Below are 18,414 nucleotides of genomic sequence, written 5' to 3'. Positions count from 1 at the left end.
AAGAAATTCCAAAAAATCACATCTACACCAAACAGTGACCAGAAAAGTAAAAAGAAATTCTTAGATCCAGAAGTCAGGATATATTCAGAGAACAGAAGCATGGATGTATGGTCAAATGAGTTATCGAGGATCTCCGGCCACTAATCAAGCCATTCCCTCATTGAGTCAAGGGGCGCGGTGCAGTCAAGGGATACCGGTGTGAGGGTTGCAGTGTTTTCAGCCTTCAGGGTATGGACATCTGTTCCAGGGGCGTCCCTCCCTGCAGGGTCACCATCAATCCAGTAGTAGGGCCTCCCCCTTGGATCCAGCCTCTTCTTGATGTGGACATTGTACATCCTGTCCCCGAGTCTTGTGATACGTATATCATTTCCTGAGGGGTGTGATGGGATGTTAAGGTTGAGAAAATCAACACCATCAGGTAAGCCCTTCCTGAGTATCCTGGATGCAACCCGTTCCGTCAGCTCAGATGCCAGTGAAAAGTCCACGTCCACATGACCATCATGAAACTTGATGTCCCCCCTCCTCACCTGGAGTGAAACTGCAAGGGAGGGTACACCATGAACCGCCGCCTCCATTGCGGCACCTATTGTCCCTGATGTTGTGAGTTCAGATTTCCCAAGGTTTTCCCCCATATTTATGCCGGATATTACAAGGTCAGGTTTCTCATCCATCAGCTCGAATATCCCTATTATTATGGCGTCTGTTGGTGTCCCTGAAACCGCGTAGGCCTCTGAACCGTCCCTGAGTGTGACCTCGCTAACCCTTATGGGTTCAAAGAGGGTGAGTGCATGGCCTATGCCGCTCTGCTGAGTGGCTGGAGCCACTATAATTGTCTCTCCAAGGTTTTCAACAGCCTTCCTGGCCGCCAGAATCCCTGATGAGTTCACTCCGTCGTCATTTGTTATGAGAATCTTCATTGGTAACCATCTCTATCCTTTTACTAGCATTTATATCAAATTTTAAGTATATCTTATAACATAGCTCTATTAAGTCTAACCCCGGAGGGTGGAGGAATTGAAGAAGCAGAAACTCGTGGATTTCATCGCCAAAGTCATGGAGGATTCTGGTTTCAAGGTTTACAAGGATTTCAGAACCTCCCAGCACATAGTGGACATATATGGTATTCTCCCCACCACCCTCGGGGACATAGGGGTTGTGGTGGCCTGTAAGAACTATGATGAAAACTGGAAGGTTGGTATGGACGTTTTAAAGGAAATGGAAATGGCTGCAAAGACCCTGAAGGCCTCCAAGGTGGTGATTGTTACAACATCCGATTTCTCATCCCAGGCCAGAAACTATGCCGTCAAGAGAAACATGAAGCTGATAGACAGAAATGGCCTCATAAAAATTGCTGAGGAGTTTTCAAAGAAAATCCAGGTTCCTGAAGAAGAGGAAGAGGATGAATACTACGAGGAGGAGGTTGAGGTATACGGTCCCCCCTCAACCATATTTCACACAGGGCACACAGGGTCCCAGAGGGGACTTCTATCAAGGAGGGAAAGACGCCAGCCCCTTACCCCCATTATAAGGGGTCTTCTGCAGAACACCATCATACTCATAATAACCGTTGTGGCGGTTTCCTTCCTGATTGCAACAATACTGCAGATGGCCGCGGGCCTGGGGACAAGTATCACAGGCGTCGTGAAGATAATGATTGCCGCTGCCCTCTCCTATGGTATACCCTACCTTGTTGAGGATGACGGTGCTGTCATAATGATAAAGGGAACAATAGTGTTCTTCAGTTCTCTTCTCCTCCTTGTCATACTGATACTGATCTAGTAATCTGAATAAGCGACCTCTGCAACTTAAAACTGAATAATAAGATTTAGCTGACTGATCCAAAAAATAAATGGTTATCTTCTTGAGATAACCAGCCCCGCGCCAAGGATAAATATCCCTGCCACGAGTAATCCTGCGGATGCGCCTGTCTCCTGCATGGGAACCATTTTTGCTCCTGTTACCTGATATTCCGGTTCTTCAGATGATTCAGTGACGTCGATGGTTGCCGTATCCTGGTTATTGGTGGCATTTATATCAGGCAGATCACCTGAGATGGTTGCAGTGAACTGTGCTGTTCCAGTTGCCACGGCCCTCTGGTGTACAACGAGTTTATAGACTGCGCCGGCTGGCAGGTTCCCTATAGTCCACTCACTGGTTGATGGATTGTACGATGGGTCATTGTAGATCCATGTGACCCCATTGTCCCAGGATACCTCATGTTCAAGGTATTCAAAGGGATAATTGCTGCTCCTTGTGATGGTTACCTTCACTCCGGTTGCAGTTGATGGTAAATTGTTTGTGACTGCCACTCCCTCAAATACCTCATCTCCAACAGAGGTACTGTTTATAATGTTTTCATCAAGATCAAGGTATTCTGCATCCACTGCAAGATCCGATGCGATCTGTACATTGTCCTCTGTTTCCTGGGCACTCACAGTCCCGACTGCCATGAATAGCAGGGCAAGGACAAAAAATCTGTGCATTCTCACCCCCCCTCAGTTCAGCATCGACAAAGAAAAGAAATTCGACGCTCTATTGGTTTTATGTTTTTCACTGATTATAAATGTTCTGAAAAGTGGTAGGTCTTGATTGATGATCATTAAGAACTCATGAAAAATTAACTGCTGCATTCATAAAATTAAATCCAGTGGGCCGGACGAGATTCGAACTCGTGACCACCTCGGTGTGAGCGAGGTATCATACCCCTAGACCACCGGCCCCCAGCGGGATCCTTCAATAATCATCAGATGGGCCGGACGAGATTCGAACTCGTGACCACCTCGTTGTAAGCGAGGTATCATACCCCTAGACCACCGGCCCTCAGTGTGACTTTAAAGTCTTACCCTATATAAACTTTTCCGGTTATGGGGCTAATATATAAACCTTGGAGTATAACTAAGGTAGTGAATATCATTCTGAGGTTATTCTCATGTCATGTGAAGCCAGTGGAAAGATATGGTTCAACGGTGAAATGGTTGATTGGGAAGACGCCACATTACATGTCCTTTCACATGTAGTGCACTACGGATCCTCAGTGTTTGAGGGGATAAGGTGCTACAGGAACAGGAAAGGATCCGCCATTTTTCGTTTGCGGGAGCATGTGAGGAGGCTCTTTGATTCTGCAAAGATATACCGGATGGATATCCCCTACACAGAGGAGCAGATATGCGAGGCAATAATTGAGACCGTCAGGGAGAACGGGCTCGATGAGTGCTACATAAGGCCAGTTGTCTACAGGGGGTATGGAGAGATGGGCGTTCACCCGGTTAACTGCCCTGTTGAGGTTGCCATAGCTGCCTGGGAATGGGGGGCTTACCTGGGGGCAGAGGCCCTTGAGGTGGGTGTTGACGTGGGTGTTTCAACCTGGCGGAGGATGGCCCCAAACACAATGCCAAACCTTGCAAAGGCCGGTGGAAACTATCTGAACTCCCAGCTGGCCAAAATGGAAGCTGTTAGACATGGCTATGACGAGGCAATAATGCTGGACTACCATGGCTATGTCAGTGAGGGCAGCGGGGAGAACATATTCATCGTAACTGACGGTGAGCTTCAGACACCACCTGTATCCTCCTCCCTCCTTAAGGGGATAACAAGGGATTCTGTGATGAAGATAGCCAGGGCCGAGGGCGTCCCTGTCCGTGAAGAACCTATTACAAGGGAGATGCTTTACCTTGCAGATGAAATCTTCTTCACAGGTACAGCCGCAGAGATAACCCCTGTGAGGTCCGTTGATGGTATAGAGATAGGTTCAGGTCGACGGGGGCCTGTGACAGAGATACTGCAGAATGAGTTCTTCAGGATAATCAGGGCCGAATCAGAGGACAGCTTCGGCTGGTTAACCTACCTCTAGTATTTCAGCATTATAAGTGAAAACCTGGAAGTTATAAGTTAAAAGTTATAAGTGATTTCCATGGATGTTCTTCAGGCAATAATAATCGGAATTGTTCAGGGGCTCACAGAGTTCCTACCAGTAAGCAGCTCAGGTCACCTTGTGCTCGTACCTGAAATAATGGGTGTTAAATCCAGCCTTGCATTTGACACCCTGCTCCATGTGGGAACCCTGGTGGCTGTTGTCACCTACTTCTGGAGTGATATAGTCCACATGATAAGGTCATTCATCTCAAGTCTTACAGATATTCCCGGAGGCAATTTCAGGAATGGGATAGATGAGGATCCATATAAGAGGCTGGCCTGGATGGTCATCATAGGTACCATCCCCGCCGGGCTTGCCGGTGTACTGTTCAAGGACTTCTTCGAATCCCTCTTCAGTAGCATAACAGCCGTTGGATTTTTCCTTATAGTAACGGGTCTTCTCCTGTGGAGTTCGGAGAGGATCAGCGCAAGGGTAAGGGAAAAACTTCCTCTTGAAAAACTGGGTGTCAGGGATTCCCTCATAATAGGGGGTGCCCAGGCACTGGCAATAGCCCCGGGTATATCCCGTTCCGGTGCAACCATATCCGCAGGTCTCTTCCTTGGATTTGAAAGGGAGCTTGCAGCAAGGTACAGCTTCCTTCTCTCAATACCCGCCATACTGGGGGCTGCAATCATCCAGGTGAAGGATATCAGTGCAGGTATGGACCTCCTGGGTGCCAGTATGATCGCGGGTTTCGTGGCATCCGCTGTATCAGGTTACATTGCAATAAAGTTCCTGTTGAAGCTAATAAGGGAAAGGGATCTCTATGTTTTCGCCTCCTACTGCTTTGCAGTGGGTCTCCTGGTCCTCGGGGTGTCAATTCTCTGATTTATAGGACATCCTATCCTCTTTTTTCCCCCGAAAAATCACAGACACCCCAACTCAGTTTCTATACATTAAAGTCACGGCTGTACTCCTGCTCCAGAGTCTCAGATCTACTTAAAGTCACAGCTCCACAGAGGCAACATGGCTGTGGAAGTAGGTCCATGAAACCTGTCTCTCTGTGAATATATAGACCCACCAGGTGCCCCAGAAAACCTCAATAATGGCCGCCATTGCGAATATGATAGCGATCAGTACTATCAGGGACAGAAGCCTTTCTTTTATGGCGCCTATCAGTGGTTCTGCGGATCCTCTTGATATGGACTCCAGTATCGAACCAATAAAAACCCTGGCGGCCTGCAGTGAGAATATACATCCCATAACCTCAAGGTGGAGGTGCACCGTACCTGCATAGATCAGAAACCCCCTGAATCCCCACGTGGATACGAGATTGTGGAGGAGCGCCCCTGATAGAACAATTACCTTCAAAACCTGAATGGTGGTTGCAAGTGTGAATATGAAAACCAGTGCCTGGGTGATATTTGATACGAATATCCAGAAAGCTGTTGCGCCCAGATAGTCAATGAACTGCTCCCTGAAGCCAGGAAAGGAGGAAAAATGAACCACCATATTCCCGTTGAGAAACCCATATGGCGGTGACATGCCAGAAGCGTCCAGAAAAAGACCTGAAATATAAAGGAGCACTGCTACCATGAGGATTGCAGGGCCCGGTATCATACCATCCAGACCCCCCCTGCCCATGGATAACAGAATATCACCCCTCAATCAGAGTATTGTGTTGCAGAGCTCCTCAACCCTGTTCCTTATGCTCTCAACAGATATTCCATGAAGAAGTGCCAGGAGCATTGCGCCCCCTGCACCCACGCCCTCCTTGACCGAGCCATTGAGGTACTCGTGAAGACCCCTGTGGGATGCCCTCTCAAAGCCGGGGTCAACTGCGTAGATATCGATTTCACCTATCTGGTCAGCGATCCTGTTTATATCCGATGTTTCATCCTCTGCAACGAATATGGTCGTTGCAATTGCCGTGCCTGAAAAGTCGAATGCAGGATCAATCGCCTTCATGAGGGCGCATACCGCGGTCATCTGGGTCCCCCCTGCAAGTGTTACAGGGACACCGCTCCCCATGCACATACCTGCAACTGCTGGTATCATTGGGTCACCAACTGCAGCAACGGCCCGGAATGGATCTTCACTGCAATCACCCTTCTCAAGGCCTGCATTCCTGAGACCCTCCATTACAACATCCCTCTTGAGATTGTGGGGATTTTCAGGTAGACTTGCGCTGACCCTGAAATCAGCGTCATAGCCAAGGGCCGTCAGGACCCCCAGGGCGGTTGTTGTACCGGCCGGTGTGCTTTCGCCAATCACAAGGTGCTCTGTGAGTTTCGATAGCATCCTGCCAGCCATGAATCCCCTCTCATATATTCTCTCAGGATTATCCACGGCCCTCCCTGTTCTTATATCCCCTCCATGCCCTGAGTTGATGTTTATATAGGGCACGTCGGGTTTCACCGAGGCCCCTGCATCCGCAACCATGAAGGGTACCTCAGCCAGTTCAAGGGAGGCCTTTGTTATAACCGCAGGTGTGGGTGCAGATTCGCCCTCCACAATTGTCTGGGGTATCTCAGGAAGACACCTTGGGGCGTCATGTACTATTAGTTCAACATCAGCCGCAGGTGTGTACTCAGTCAGGTCTGGTCCGGCCCCGGCCCCTGTTATCCCCGGAATCCTTGATGTCTCGGTTGTTGCAACTGCACATATGAAGAGGGATTCCCTGTCAAGAACCCCCTCCAGGTAATCACCTGATCCATAAATCCTAAGTCCATCAAACATTTCCATTCACCTTTTCACCGATACAATAGTTATAACCGTGAATAAATAAAGTAGTTACAGTTCTGGTGACCTTACGCACCTCAACCGGTGGTGATCAATAAAATGTTGTGTCTCGGTATAGAGGGAACCGCAGAGAAGACGGGTGTTGGTATCGTTGATGACAGTGGAAGGGTGCTCTCACTCAGGGGCAGACCACTTATACCTGAAAGGGGTGGCATACATCCCAGAGAAGCCGCCGAACACCACGCCCGGTGGATACCGGTGCTTGTAGGGGAAGCGCTGGAGGATGCAGGAGTGGATATGGATGAAATAGGACTCATATCCTTCTCCAGGGGCCCTGGTCTGGGGCCAGCCCTCAGAACAGTTGCAACAGCCGCAAGAACCCTGGCAATTTCACTTAAAATACCAATAGTGGGTGTGAATCACTGTATAGGTCATATAGAGATAGGTAGGCTAACAACAGGTGCAGCAGACCCTCTTTCACTCTATGTGAGTGGTGGGAATACCCAGGTCATAGCCTTCAACCAGGGCAGGTACAGGGTGTTCGGTGAAACCCTTGACATCGCGGTGGGAAACATGCTGGACCAGTTCGCAAGGGAGGCCGGCCTTGGCCACCCCGGGGGTCCCGTCATTGAGGGACTTGCAGCCGAGGCATCAGAGTACGTGGAGCTTCCCTACAGTGTGAAGGGGATGGACATCTCATTCTCAGGTCTTTTAACGGCGGCCATCAGGAAACTGGAGACCGGTGAAAAACTTGAGAACCTGGCCTACAGTCTGCAGGAGACAGCCTTCTCCATGCTCGTTGAGGTCAGTGAGCGTGCTCTTGCCTACACAGAAAAGGGCGAGGTCCTCCTCTGTGGGGGTGTTGCCGTTAACAGAAGGCTCCGTGAAATGATGGAGACCATGTGCAGGGAGCACGGTGTGGACTTCCATATGCCACCCCCTGAATACTGCGGTGACAACGGGGCCATGATAGCCTGGCTGGGACATCTTGTCCACAGACATCATGGGCCCCAGAGGATAGAGGAAACATCTGTTGTGCAGCGCTACAGGACAGATGAGGTGGATGTCCCCTGGATGCGGGAGTCAGAACATGTGGTACAGTTTCAGGGAAACCTCAGGGCCAGGGGTGCCGAAGCCAATATTTACAGCGGCGAGTGGATGGGAAGACCGTGTATTGTTAAGGAAAGAATATCAAAGGGTTACAGGATCCCTGAAATCGACCATAAACTCAGATCATCCCGGACCAGGAGGGAGGCCCGCCTCATCAACCAGGCAAAGAGCGCCGGGGTACGGACACCCATACTCTTTGACGTGGATACAGAAAAGGGAACCATCATCATGGAGGAGATTGAGGGTACAAGGTTCAGGGACGCTGTTGAAAATAAGGAACTCTGCTCAAGAATAGGTGAGGCTGCTGGAAAACTGCACCGTGCGGGTATAATACATGGAGACCTCACAGGGTCCAACATAATCCTTCGGGGGGATGAGGTGGTCCTCATAGACTTTGGCCTGGGCATGTTCTCGGATGAAATCGAGGACATGGGGGTGGATCTCCTTGTGCTGAAAAAATCCCTGGAGAGCACACACTACCAGCTTGCATCAGACTGTTTCAGGAGCGTGCTTGAGGGCTACAGGAAGTTCACAGACGCTGATATCTCATCAAAGATAGATGAAATAGAGGCAAGGGGTAGATACACAACCAGGGACAGGGATGGGTGAATCCTAGAAAATAAGAGAAAAACCTGAAGGTGATTCACATTGAAGGTAACATTTATAACAGGCAATAAACACAAATTATCTGAGGCAGAAAAGATCTTCCATGATACCGGAATAGAACTTGAGCATGCTGATCTGGGCTACCCTGAACTTCAGGGAACCCTTGAAGAGGTGGCCCGGTACGGTGCAGAGCATGCAGCCAGGATCATGGACGGTCCTGTTATTGTAGAGGATGCAGGACTATTTATAAGGGCCCTTAAATGGTTTCCAGGACCCTATTCTGCCTATGTACAGGATACCATTGGAAACAGAGGTATCTTAAAGCTCATGGAAAATGTTGAAGACCGCTACGCTGAGTTCAGGTCGGCTGTTGGGTTCTGCGCCCCCAACTCCGAACCCGAGGTTTTTCTAGGCGTGGTGAAAGGACGTATAGGTACTGAGGAACGTGGAACCAGGGGATTCGCATTTGACCCCCTGTTTTATCCTGAAGGTATGGATAGGAGCTTTGGAGAACTCAGTACCATCGAAAAGAACAGGTTTTCACACAGGAGCAGGGCCCTTAAAAAATTTGCACAGTGGTATACTGAAAATTATGAGGTGATTTAATGGCTCTAAAACCTGAATGGGTTGAATACTCAAACGAAGAAATCGAGGATCTCATAGTAAAGTTATACAGGGAGGGTAACTCCACAAGCAGGATAGGAATCATACTTAGGGACCAGCACGGCATACCAAGCGTTAAGGCCGTCACCGGACTCAAAATAACCCAGATACTGGAAAAACATGGTATGAATCCTGAATACCCTGAGGATCTCATGAACCTCATAAGAAAGGCTGTCAACATAAGGGACCACCTCAAGGAGCACCCAAAGGACCTCCACACAAGGAGGGGTCTGCAGATTGTTGAATCAAAGATAAGGCGCCTTGTGAAGTACTATGTGAGAGAAGGTGTCCTGCCTGAAGGATGGAGATATGACCCACAGAAAGCAGCCCTACTCGTTAAGTAAACTCCCCGACTCAATCTTAAAGAGGGGGTCAGAGGCCTCAAAACTCCTTGAGGAGCACCTGGAGAAGGGAAGCATAATAAGGGTCATATCCCACAACGATGCCGACGGTCTGTCAGCTGCAGGAGTTGTTGCACGGGCCATTTCATCAAGAAACGGCCAGTTCCACATCTCCATCCTTTCAAGACTCAGGAAGGAGTTCATAAAAAAACTTGGAAGGGAGAAGTACTCCCTCTTCTTTTTCTGTGACATGGGAAGCGCCTACCTTGAGGAGATATCAAGGCTCAAGGCCGATATCATAGTTGCCGACCATCACCAGCCCTCTGAATTTGAGGCCGATTCCAACGTTGTACACGTCAATCCCCATCTTCACGGCCTTGATGGAAGCAGGGACCTCAGCGCCTCGGGGGCAGCCTACCTGGCAACCAGGAACATCAGCAGAAATACGGGGCAGCTGGCCCTGGTTGGAGCACTGGGCGATATGCAGTACAGTGACGGGTTCACAGGTGCAAACCGTTTCATAATGGATGAGGCGATTGAAGCAGGTGTCCTGCAGGTTCACAGCGACCTCAAACTGGCATCACGATACACCGAGCCCCTTTACCGTTCCATTGCATACACATTCAATCCCCCTCTCCCTGGATTAACAGGGGACATCGAGGCTTCAAGGGGTTTTCTTGAGCGTATAGGAGTCTCATATGGGATAAAATACGCTGACCTCTCACCCGAGGAGAAGGACATCCTCAGGGATGAGCTATCAAGGATAAACCCTGATATATTCGGTGAGGTTTTCACTTCAAGGGAGTTTCAGCCAGCAGTTGGTGACCTGTCTGATTTTGCAGGGATTCTTGATGCCTGTGGAAAGAACCGTAAATACGGTATTGGAATAGGTCTATGCCTTGGTGAGGGTGAAGGTGCCCTTGAAGTGGGCCTTGAACTCCAGAAAAATTACCGTGAAGAGCTCATAAGGGGCCTTGCATGGATCAGGAGGGAGGGATCCACTGTAATGGAGAATATACAGTACATTTACAGTGAGGACAGGGTCTTTAAGGGGATAATGGGGACCATAGCAAGCATATCACTCTCCCTGAAACTGCTGAACCCTGATATTCCACTCCTTGGTCTTTCAAGGATGGACCAGCATGTGAAGGTATCTGCAAGGACCACCAGACCTGCTGTTGAGAGGGGTGTTAATCTGGGGGCTGCCCTCAGGGATGCAGCATCCAGTTTTGGTGGTACAGGTGGCGGGCATGATATAGCGGCCGGTGCCATGGTACCCTACAGGGATATGGAGAGTTTCCTCCAGCTGGTGGATGAAATAACAGGTGCTCAGATTAAATCGTGAGTGCTGCCTTGGTGTTGATTATGTACCTTGATGGAATCGAAGAGAAGATGTATGACGGCGAATTCGGTGAAACCATCCAGAAGAGTATGGAGATACTGGTGGCCCTGGGTGACATCTACGGGGCTGAGAGGATGGTTGAAATATCATCCGCCCAGATCTCAGGTGTTTCCTACAAAACCATAGGAGACGCAGGCCTTGAATACCTGGAGGACCTGAGTGAGGGTGGTGCCAGGGTCAGGGTCCAGAGTACACTAAACCCTGCCGGCATGGACCTGGAGAGATGGAGGGAGATGGGTTTTTCAGATGAATTTGCCAGGAGACAGCTCAGAATAGTGGAAGCCTACTCATCAATGGATGTTATGAACACCTGCACCTGCACCCCTTACCTCATAGGGAACGTGCCCCTCAGGGGGTCCCATATTGCATGGTCAGAGTCATCTGCGGTTTCCTATGCAAACTCGGTTCTCGGTGCCAGGACAAACAGGGAGGGCGGCCCGGGGGCCCTTGCAGCTGCAATATGTGGAAGGACACCTGAATACGGTTACCACCTTGATGAAAACAGAAAGGCCACCCTTCTGGTTGATGTGGAATGTGACCTCTCAGGTGCAGACTACGGTGCCCTCGGTTACATTGCAGGGAGGATTGCAGGAGAGGGTGTGCCGTACTTCAAACTAAGGGGTTTGCCTGCGCCCGAGGATCTTAAAGCCCTTGGAGCTGCCATGGCGTCATCAGGTGCTGTTGCACTCTACCATGTTGATGGCATAACACCTGAGTACAGGGATGCTTCCCTGGATGATGTGGATGAGAGGATCAGGGTGGATGCCGGTGACATATCAGAGGCCCGTGAGGAACTTTCCACCACCTCTGATAGTCCTGATTTAATCTGCCTTGGATGCCCCCACTGCTCCCTTGATGAGATAAGAAGGATAGCATCCTTTGTGGGTAAGAAGGGCACTGACTGTGATCTCTGGGTATGCACATCTGCCGCCATAAAAAGTGCCGCGGACCGTATGGGCTACACAGATGTGATAGAGGCTGCCGGGGGAATGGTTGTATCCGACACCTGCATGGTTGTGGCTCCTGTGGAGGAACTGGGCTATGAGGTCCTTGGTGTTGACTCTGCAAAGGCAGCCAACTATGTCCCAAGTATGTGCGGCCTTGATACAGTCTATGATGACTGGATGAATCTCCTTAAATTGTAAACTGCCTGGAATAACTGCCCGGCACTCTAACCCTTTATTTTTCTGATGGCACTTCCAAGCTGAAGCCCAATGGATGAGATGTTTTCAAGGCTTATCCTGTTATAGGGCTTCACACTGTAACTTGCAAGGTTCAGTATCCCGATTATTTCCCCTGAAAACCTGATTGGAATCATTAAAATAGTCCTTATATTATTTTTACGTATTGAATCATGGATCATGCGGTATTCAGGGGATTCTGCGGTTATATATATTACCCGCTCATCCTCAATTGATCTGCTGAAGAGGTCCGTGAATACCCCGGCCATGCACATACGGCTGAGGGTCTCGGGCAGGTTCTTCTGGACCCTGAGTTTGAGTTCCCTTTCCTCTTCCATGAGGTAGATGCATCCCATTTCGAATTCAAGGGTATCTATGACGGCCTCAATTGATTTCTCAAGTATCCTGTTCTCTTCCTCATCGCTGTTTATAATCTCAGAAACCCTGTTCATTGCAAGGAGTGTTCTTATAAATTCCTCGTTCTCCCTTCTGAGCCTCTCAAGTTCAATGTACTCTGAGACCTCATCGGCAAACATTTCCACGATTTCAAGTGCCCTGGATGATATGGAGTCATCAGGCACCTCAAGTATCATGGCCCCCCTTGCCCTTTCCTCTGTTATGAGGGGAACCGATAACATGAGGCCCTTATTCGAGCTCCATGAGACAGTTTCAAGTGTTTCGATGCTTCTGTATATGAAATAATCAAATTCTTCAAGTTTAATTGATGAAGGGTGGTCATAGACCTGGTTTAAACCTGATGCGTCTTTCAGGACCACTGATATCTGTTTGATATCCAGAACTCCTGCCAGTTCCTCCCTTGCAGACCCAAGAAAGTCCTCCAGGCTATCGGATGATGTCCTGAGCCTTGTGATTGTGAGGAGGACTTCAAGTTCATTCTTTGAGAATGATGAGCTTGCCATATCCTTTGCGATAATCACCCAGAAGTTATTTACAGGACTTATAAAGAGGCTGTAGGTTCTCCTTATACCATCTCTTCCCCTGAGATCCGCCTGTATTTTACCAGGAGCATGCATTCTGCTTTCAAGAAGTATTATACTTTCCCTGTCCATGATATCCTCAAGGTTTCTGGCGCCAGGGAACATTCTCCTGAATGATTCATTGGCGACAACTATGTCAAGGAGTGTGTTTACTGTGAAAACCAGTTTATCAGGGTCATCTATTTTTCTTTCAAGTTCCAGAAGCCTGAGAAGTGTCTCGTGAATCTCCGAGGCATTCTTTATGATCTCCGGGGCCCTTGAGGTGTCGTCCCGGTACTCCACTGTCTTAACATCTGCATCCCTTGTTGGCATCCATAGTTTACTTCTGCCCACCATCCTGTAGGTCACAAGTCCCCTTGCCTCCAGGATGTGGAGGTATTTGAGTACGGTGGCCCTGCTGCGGTTTATTCCCCTGGTTATCTTATCCAGCATGCACTCCTCTGGCGGGTTCGATTCAAGGTAGGACATTATCAGCTTCTCGGTTTCAGAAAGGTTCTCCAAGATCTCACCCCATTTACCTATGGTATAACCATGAATTATAATTTTATAGAAATATTTAAATATGAGTTTTTTATACTTTATTGTATAGTTATACTATAATGTTGAGGTGGTTGTATGGATTACCGTGAGATCGCAGGTGAACTCAAAGAACTCCTGCAGATGGAGGGCAGCCCCGTGGCTGTCAAACTTGTTAAGGCAGATGAAGAAACATCAGGTCCCAGACTTGAAAAAAGGAGGCACTGCGAATTCATACAGGAGGCCAGATTAAATGGGCTAAAGGGCCATGCAACAGCAGAGGAACACCTCTGTAAGGGTGGTGCCGCCGCCATGGGCCTCTGCAGCCTTCCAGCGCCTGTTGCAGATGGGAGCATGTACCACAAACTCGGAAACTACAGCACCCCTGAAGCGGCCCATGAAACCGTGAAGGCTGTGCCAATGCTAGATGAGGAATATTATGCCTCAGAGTACGCTCCACTTGAGGATGCTGACTTTGAACCCGACGTGGTTGTGCTGATACTCAAACCTGCCCAGGCACTGAGACTCAGCCAGGCATACCTCCACGAGAGGGGTGGCAGAATCACAGGGGACTACTCAGGTATACAGTCACTCTGCGCAGATGCAGTTGCTGCGGTCATCCAGAGGGGCCTTCCAAATATTACAATGGGATGCAACGGGTCAAGAAAATATGCCGGAATAAAGCCAGAGGAACTCGCAGTTGGAGTCCCTGCAGAGGAACTTGAGGGAATAGTGGATGCCCTCAGAAAATTCAGGGAGACATGGGGGTAACCATGAGGATCAACCTCAGAGGAATAAACAGATACGCTGCAGCCATAATCACAGACAACATCCTGAAGAATGGCCAGGAAAACATCCAGTTAATACTCAGGGAGAACTATGAAGAGATTGAAAGGGTTGCATCCAGGCACGGAATGAATTATTCTGCTAAAAAAGGACCTGATGGAGTGGTGGTTGATATTTCACGTGGAGAGATTGAAGAGGTGGACGTCACCGGTGAAACCTGTCCTGGACCCCTTATAATCGTAGGCGAAAAACTATCATCAATGAAATCAGGGATGAGAATAAAAATAAAGTCCGAAAGTCAGGACGTTATCGATGACCTTGCGGTTTCAGCCCCTGAAATGAACGCCAGGGTGATAGAAAAATCAAATACCAGCCTTATACTTGAAAAAATAGAAAAGACCGAGAAAAAGGAATTCACAGGAAGGGACAGGGTTCTGGTTGTTCAGAGCAATGGAACAGGTAATGCGGAGAGGGCCTACGCCACATTCATATTCTCAAAGGCTGCCCTGAGCATGGGTAAGGACGTCACTGTGTTCCTTCTGATGGATGGTGTGAGCCTTGCCAGGAGGGGCGCGGCAGCAAAGGTTAAACACCCGGCCTTCCCGGCCCTCAATGAACTCATGGAGGAGGTAATTGAAATGGGTGCTAAAGTTTATGTCTGCGAGATGAGCGCCCAGTTCAGGGGGCTCACAGAAGATAAAATAACAGAAGGATGTAAAATCGCCGGGGCCGCGACATTCATAACACTCCTTAGCGACCCCAGGTACGCCGTAGTGAACTTCTAGAGGTGATAGGATGTATCAGGTTATTGTGTTTGCTCTGCTACTTGCAGGGATCCCCTCAGGTTTTATAACATTCCGTATAATGGGGATGAGGATGGCACCCCACTTTGGGGTCCTCATCCTTGCGATCATTGCAACGGGGCTGAACCTTGTGATAGGTGGTGGGAATCTAATGTATCTTGCTGTGGCCCTCCAGCTCCTGGCCGGTATATCAGCCTACACCCAGTTTTTCCCGGTACTCAGGGATAACTTCCAGACCGCTCCCCTATACGCATGTCATCTCAGCACCATGACCACAGTGGCGGTGCTTGCAGCTGCATCGGTCCTTGCATAACTTTAAGTCTCCTAATTTCTATTTTTTATTTCCCCATGTGGGTACCGGAAATTTAATTCTACTTTACATCTCGCTCCAGCATATGCATTAACAGCGGATGCCATGATTAAATCATTAAATAAATTGATCACCAGATAGAAGACCATGGCAAGGTACATAGAGCACCCACTGATAAAACCAGGGACAGTCGAGGCAAGGACCTACCAGCAGTTACTGGCAGCAGACGTCCTAAGGAAGGGTAACTCGATGATAGTGGCTCCCACGGCCCTTGGAAAAACCATTGTTGCCGTTCTGGTGGCTGCAGAGAGGCTGCAGAAATACAGGGGGTCCAGGGTGCTCATTTTATCTCCCAGCAAACCGCTGGCCATACAGCATGAGGAGAGCTTCAGGGACTTCCTCCTCGCACCATGCACCTCACTCACAGGGAGCATAAACCCTGAGGAAAGGGTGAAGCGCTGGAATGAGTCCAGGGTCATATCTGCAACACCCCAGACAATAGAATCAGACATCCTGGCCGGGAGGTACGACCTAGGCGACGTTTCACTCCTTGTATTCGATGAGTGCCACCGTGCCGTTGGTTCCTACTCCTATGTCTTCCTTGCATCCACTTATATGCAGACCGCGAAAAACCCCCTTATACTGGGATTGACAGCCTCCCCCGGTGCAGATGAGGACAAAATAAAAACCGTCTGCAGTAACCTCTTCCTCAACGAGGTGGTTGTGAAGACAGAAAAGGACCCTGACGTCAGGCCCTACCTCAAACCCATCAGGATAGAATGGGTCAGGGTCAAGATGAAGCCCGAACTTGAGGAGATAAGGGACCTCCTGAAGAAGGTTTTAAAGACGCGGCTGAAGATGCTCAAGAACCTTGGAGTCATAGAGACTGTGAGTGTGGGTAAAAGGGACCTCCTGAAGGCCAGGGGCCGTGTTCAGAACAGGATCGCGCGCTCATCAAATCCGCCAAAATCATGTTACAGGGCCATATCACTCATAGCAGCCTCAATAAATGTGGAGCACGCCCTTGAACTCCTTGAAACCCAGGGGATCCATCCACTTCACAAATACCTCACCCGACTTAAAAAGAAGAACACAAAGGCTGCCAGAAGCCTCATTATGGACCCTGACTTCACAAGGGCCATGTACCTCACCCGAAAGGCCTCTGTTTCAGGGGTTGAACACCCAAAACTTGACAGGCTCATTGAAATACTCAGAAAGGAACTTGAAGGGGGAGACTCAAGAATAATAGTTTTCACCCAGTTCCGTGACACCCTTGAGGAAATATACCAGCGCTGTGTACGTGAGGGTATAAACGCCGTTAAATTTTATGGTCAGAACAGCAGAAGCGGTGAAAAGGGCCTCACCCAGAAACAGCAACGGGATATAATCAAGTCATTCAGGATGGGAAACCACGATGTTCTCATATCAACCAGCGTGGCAGAGGAGGGAATAGATATACCCTCAGTTGACCTTGTGGTCATGTACGAGCCTGTCCCATCGGAGATAAGGATGATACAGAGGAGGGGAAGGACAGGAAGAAGAAGATCAGGAAGAATGGTTGTCCTCATGACAGAAAAGACACGGGACGAGGCCTACTATTACTCAAGTATCAGGAAGGAAAAAACCATGAAGGAAAGCCTCAGGGGGGGTTCCATGAAAATTGAACTGACGCCCCTTGGGTTTCCTGAAACTGACGGTGAAAGACCATTCATCTACGTGGATTCACGTGAGGTTAACTCAAGGGTTCTCAGGGAGCTCAGGAAGATGGGGGTGGACTTTGAACTCAGAACACTCTCTGTGGGTGATTATCAGGTCAGCGATGACACTGTGATTGAAAGAAAAACCACCCAGGATTTCCTGGGGTCAATTATGGATAAGAGACTTTACAGGCAGGCCAGGGAAATGGTGGAAAACTTCAAGCGCCCTGTGATGATAATAGAGGGTGAGGACCTCTACTCGGGCTTCATGAACCCCGATGCTGTGAGGGGTGCCCTTGCATCAGTTGCGGTGGACTTTGGAATACCCATAATCCCCACAAGGTCCCCTGCAGATACGGCTGCAATGATAAGGAGGATAGCCCTGAGGGAACAGAGGGAGGGAAAACCTGACATGCGTATCAGGACAGATAAGAAACCCCTCACCCTCCAGGAAAAGCAGCTCTTCATTGTGGAATCACTTCCCTACATTGGATCCAAGTATGCCAGAAGGCTCCTTGAAAGTTTCGGTTCGGTTGAAGCGGTTATGAACGCATCAGAGAAGGAGCTCATGGAAGTGGAGGGAATCGGTAAAAGGATAGCATCCGAGATTAGAAAGGTTATTGAAACAGAATTCAGGGATTCAGAAAAAATGAGAGGGTGATCAATTGCGTATACTCATGGATGAAAGGGGTAAAAAGTACCTCCTGAAGGCAGGGGAGGACTTTCAGACTGACATGGGAATCATCCAGTCCCGGATGATAGAGGAGGCCAGACCAGGGGATGTTCTCAGAACCCACCTTGGAAGGGAGGTGTATGTCCTTAAACCCAGCCTCTCAGATTACCTTGAACTCATGGAAAGGAGGTGCTCCATACTCCTTCCCAAGGATATAGGAATGATCTGTGCATACACAGGAATAGTGAACGGCTCAAGGGTTGTTGATGCAGGTACCGGTGCGGGTACAGTTGCAATGTACCTGGCAAATGTGGTGGGTGAATCAGGGCATGTTACAACCTATGAGATACGGGAGGACTTTGCAGAGGTTGCAGAAAGGAACATCAGGGACTTTGGATTTAAAAATATTGAGGTAAAAAACAGAGATATAAAGGAGGGTATAGATGAGGATGACCTTGACCTTGTCTTCCTGGATCTTCCCCAGCCCTGGGAGCTTATGGAGGATCTGCATGAATCCCTTATTAGAGGGGGGTGGGCTGTTTTCTACAACCCCTACATTGAACAGGTGAAAATTCTGCACAGGGTCGGCTCAAAGGTGGGATTTGCAGATATGAGGACATCCGAGATAATTGAACGTGAAATTGAGGTCAGGAAGCAAGGGACACGCCCCAGGACCAGAATGGTCGGACACACAGGATACCTCACATTCATGAGAAAGGTCTAGAGGGATTTG

General features: G+C 49.0%; 18 protein-coding genes and 2 tRNA genes. 13 read left to right on the top strand and 7 right to left on the bottom strand.

Annotated features, from left to right (window positions below; all coding sequences use genetic code 11):
• Positions 1 to 140: 140 nt before the first annotated feature.
• Positions 141 to 917, bottom strand: coding sequence for a 5'/3'-nucleotidase SurE (gene surE, locus AB9H23_RS07680; protein WP_370004661.1), 777 nt, complete (start codon positions 915 to 917; stop codon positions 141 to 143).
• A gap of 88 nt (positions 918 to 1,005) precedes the next feature.
• Here surE and AB9H23_RS07675 point away from each other — a divergent pair, with 88 nt between their 5' ends.
• Entirely contained in the window at positions 1,006 to 1,779 is a 774-nt protein-coding gene (locus AB9H23_RS07675; RefSeq protein WP_370004660.1) for a restriction endonuclease, read from the top strand.
• Positions 1,780 to 1,853: 74 nt separating this feature from the next.
• Here the strand turns inward: AB9H23_RS07675 and AB9H23_RS07670 are convergent, their stop codons facing one another.
• The 3 genes from AB9H23_RS07670 to AB9H23_RS07660 all read right to left on the bottom strand — a co-directional run bounded on the left by AB9H23_RS07670 (position 1,854) and on the right by AB9H23_RS07660 (position 2,820).
• The gene (locus tag AB9H23_RS07670) at positions 1,854 to 2,483 is read right to left on the bottom strand and encodes a DUF11 domain-containing protein (RefSeq protein WP_370004659.1); all 630 of its coding nucleotides are present in this window, start codon (positions 2,481 to 2,483) and stop codon (positions 1,854 to 1,856) included.
• A gap of 165 nt (positions 2,484 to 2,648) precedes the next feature.
• Positions 2,649 to 2,720 (bottom strand) — tRNA-Val (locus tag AB9H23_RS07665).
• Positions 2,721 to 2,748: 28 nt separating this feature from the next.
• Positions 2,749 to 2,820: transfer RNA gene (locus AB9H23_RS07660), tRNA-Val, on the bottom strand.
• Positions 2,821 to 2,929: 109 nt separating this feature from the next.
• Here AB9H23_RS07660 and ilvE point away from each other — a divergent pair.
• On the top strand, positions 2,930 to 3,850 hold the full coding sequence (ilvE, locus tag AB9H23_RS07655) for a branched-chain-amino-acid transaminase (RefSeq protein ID WP_370004658.1): 921 nt from the start codon (positions 2,930 to 2,932) through the stop codon (positions 3,848 to 3,850).
• A 60-nt stretch (positions 3,851 to 3,910) separates the two neighbouring features.
• Positions 3,911 to 4,741 carry an undecaprenyl-diphosphatase UppP gene (gene uppP / locus AB9H23_RS07650; protein ID WP_370004657.1) on the top strand — a complete coding sequence of 277 codons (831 nt, stop codon included), beginning with the start codon at positions 3,911 to 3,913 and terminating at the stop codon, positions 4,739 to 4,741.
• Between the two features lie 117 nt (positions 4,742 to 4,858).
• On the opposite strand, the gene AB9H23_RS07645 is transcribed toward uppP, so the two are convergent.
• Together AB9H23_RS07645 and cobT are read right to left on the bottom strand one after the other, a co-directional pair.
• Positions 4,859 to 5,497: a hypothetical protein gene (locus AB9H23_RS07645; protein WP_370004656.1), complete on the bottom strand. Its 639-nt coding sequence runs from the start codon at positions 5,495 to 5,497 to the stop codon at positions 4,859 to 4,861.
• Between the two features lie 24 nt (positions 5,498 to 5,521).
• Positions 5,522 to 6,592, bottom strand: a complete 1,071-nt coding sequence (gene cobT, locus AB9H23_RS07640; protein WP_370004655.1) for a nicotinate mononucleotide-dependent phosphoribosyltransferase CobT — start codon at positions 6,590 to 6,592, stop codon at positions 5,522 to 5,524.
• A 102-nt stretch (positions 6,593 to 6,694) separates the two neighbouring features.
• Between cobT and AB9H23_RS07635 the strand changes: the two genes are divergently transcribed.
• From AB9H23_RS07635 to AB9H23_RS07615, 5 genes are read left to right on the top strand one after another with little or no spacing between them, the layout of a single operon-like run.
• The gene (locus tag AB9H23_RS07635; RefSeq protein ID WP_321211319.1) at positions 6,695 to 8,314 is read left to right on the top strand and encodes a bifunctional N(6)-L-threonylcarbamoyladenine synthase/serine/threonine protein kinase; all 1,620 of its coding nucleotides are present in this window, start codon (positions 6,695 to 6,697) and stop codon (positions 8,312 to 8,314) included.
• A gap of 39 nt (positions 8,315 to 8,353) precedes the next feature.
• Entirely contained in the window at positions 8,354 to 8,917 is a 564-nt protein-coding gene (locus AB9H23_RS07630; RefSeq protein ID WP_147671322.1) for an XTP/dITP diphosphatase, read from the top strand.
• Positions 8,917 to 9,318: a 30S ribosomal protein S15 gene (locus tag AB9H23_RS07625; RefSeq protein WP_013294852.1), complete on the top strand. Its 402-nt coding sequence runs from the start codon at positions 8,917 to 8,919 to the stop codon at positions 9,316 to 9,318. The genes AB9H23_RS07630 and AB9H23_RS07625 overlap by 1 nt, the downstream gene beginning before the upstream one ends.
• Complete coding sequence (locus tag AB9H23_RS07620; protein WP_321211318.1) at positions 9,284 to 10,660, top strand: DHH family phosphoesterase; 1,377 nt, start codon at positions 9,284 to 9,286, stop codon at positions 10,658 to 10,660. The genes AB9H23_RS07625 and AB9H23_RS07620 overlap by 35 nt, the downstream gene beginning before the upstream one ends.
• A gap of 20 nt (positions 10,661 to 10,680) precedes the next feature.
• Positions 10,681 to 11,862, top strand: a complete 1,182-nt coding sequence (locus tag AB9H23_RS07615; protein ID WP_321211317.1) for an aconitase X catalytic domain-containing protein — start codon at positions 10,681 to 10,683, stop codon at positions 11,860 to 11,862.
• 26 nt (positions 11,863 to 11,888) lie between these two features.
• Here AB9H23_RS07615 and AB9H23_RS07610 read toward each other — a convergent pair whose 3' ends face one another.
• Positions 11,889 to 13,397 (bottom strand): GAF domain-containing protein, encoded by a 1,509-nt coding sequence (locus AB9H23_RS07610; RefSeq protein WP_370004654.1) that lies wholly within the window; start codon positions 13,395 to 13,397, stop codon positions 11,889 to 11,891.
• Between the two features lie 114 nt (positions 13,398 to 13,511).
• Here AB9H23_RS07610 and AB9H23_RS07605 point away from each other — a divergent pair, with 114 nt between their 5' ends.
• From AB9H23_RS07605 to AB9H23_RS07585, 5 genes are all read left to right on the top strand, one after another.
• The gene (locus tag AB9H23_RS07605; RefSeq protein WP_370004653.1) at positions 13,512 to 14,183 is read left to right on the top strand and encodes a DUF169 domain-containing protein; all 672 of its coding nucleotides are present in this window, start codon (positions 13,512 to 13,514) and stop codon (positions 14,181 to 14,183) included.
• A 2-nt stretch (positions 14,184 to 14,185) separates the two neighbouring features.
• The gene (locus tag AB9H23_RS07600) at positions 14,186 to 14,983 is read left to right on the top strand and encodes a DsrE family protein (RefSeq protein ID WP_370004652.1); all 798 of its coding nucleotides are present in this window, start codon (positions 14,186 to 14,188) and stop codon (positions 14,981 to 14,983) included.
• 10 nt (positions 14,984 to 14,993) lie between these two features.
• Complete coding sequence (locus AB9H23_RS07595) at positions 14,994 to 15,314, top strand: DUF5400 domain-containing protein (RefSeq protein WP_321211313.1); 321 nt, start codon at positions 14,994 to 14,996, stop codon at positions 15,312 to 15,314.
• 144 nt (positions 15,315 to 15,458) lie between these two features.
• Positions 15,459 to 17,669, top strand: coding sequence for a DEAD/DEAH box helicase (locus tag AB9H23_RS07590; protein WP_370004651.1), 2,211 nt, complete (start codon positions 15,459 to 15,461; stop codon positions 17,667 to 17,669).
• Between the two features lie 4 nt (positions 17,670 to 17,673).
• Entirely contained in the window at positions 17,674 to 18,405 is a 732-nt protein-coding gene (locus AB9H23_RS07585) for a tRNA (adenine-N1)-methyltransferase (RefSeq protein WP_321211311.1), read from the top strand.
• Positions 18,406 to 18,414 lie beyond the last annotated feature (9 nt).

Origin of the sequence: Methanothermobacter sp. KEPCO 2 (assembly GCF_041228365.1) — an archaeon.
Taxonomy (GTDB): Archaea; Methanobacteriota; Methanobacteria; order Methanobacteriales; family Methanothermobacteraceae; genus Methanothermobacter; species Methanothermobacter marburgensis.
Note: the sequence above shows the minus strand (reverse complement) of the source record. Positions and strands in the feature narration are given on the sequence as shown.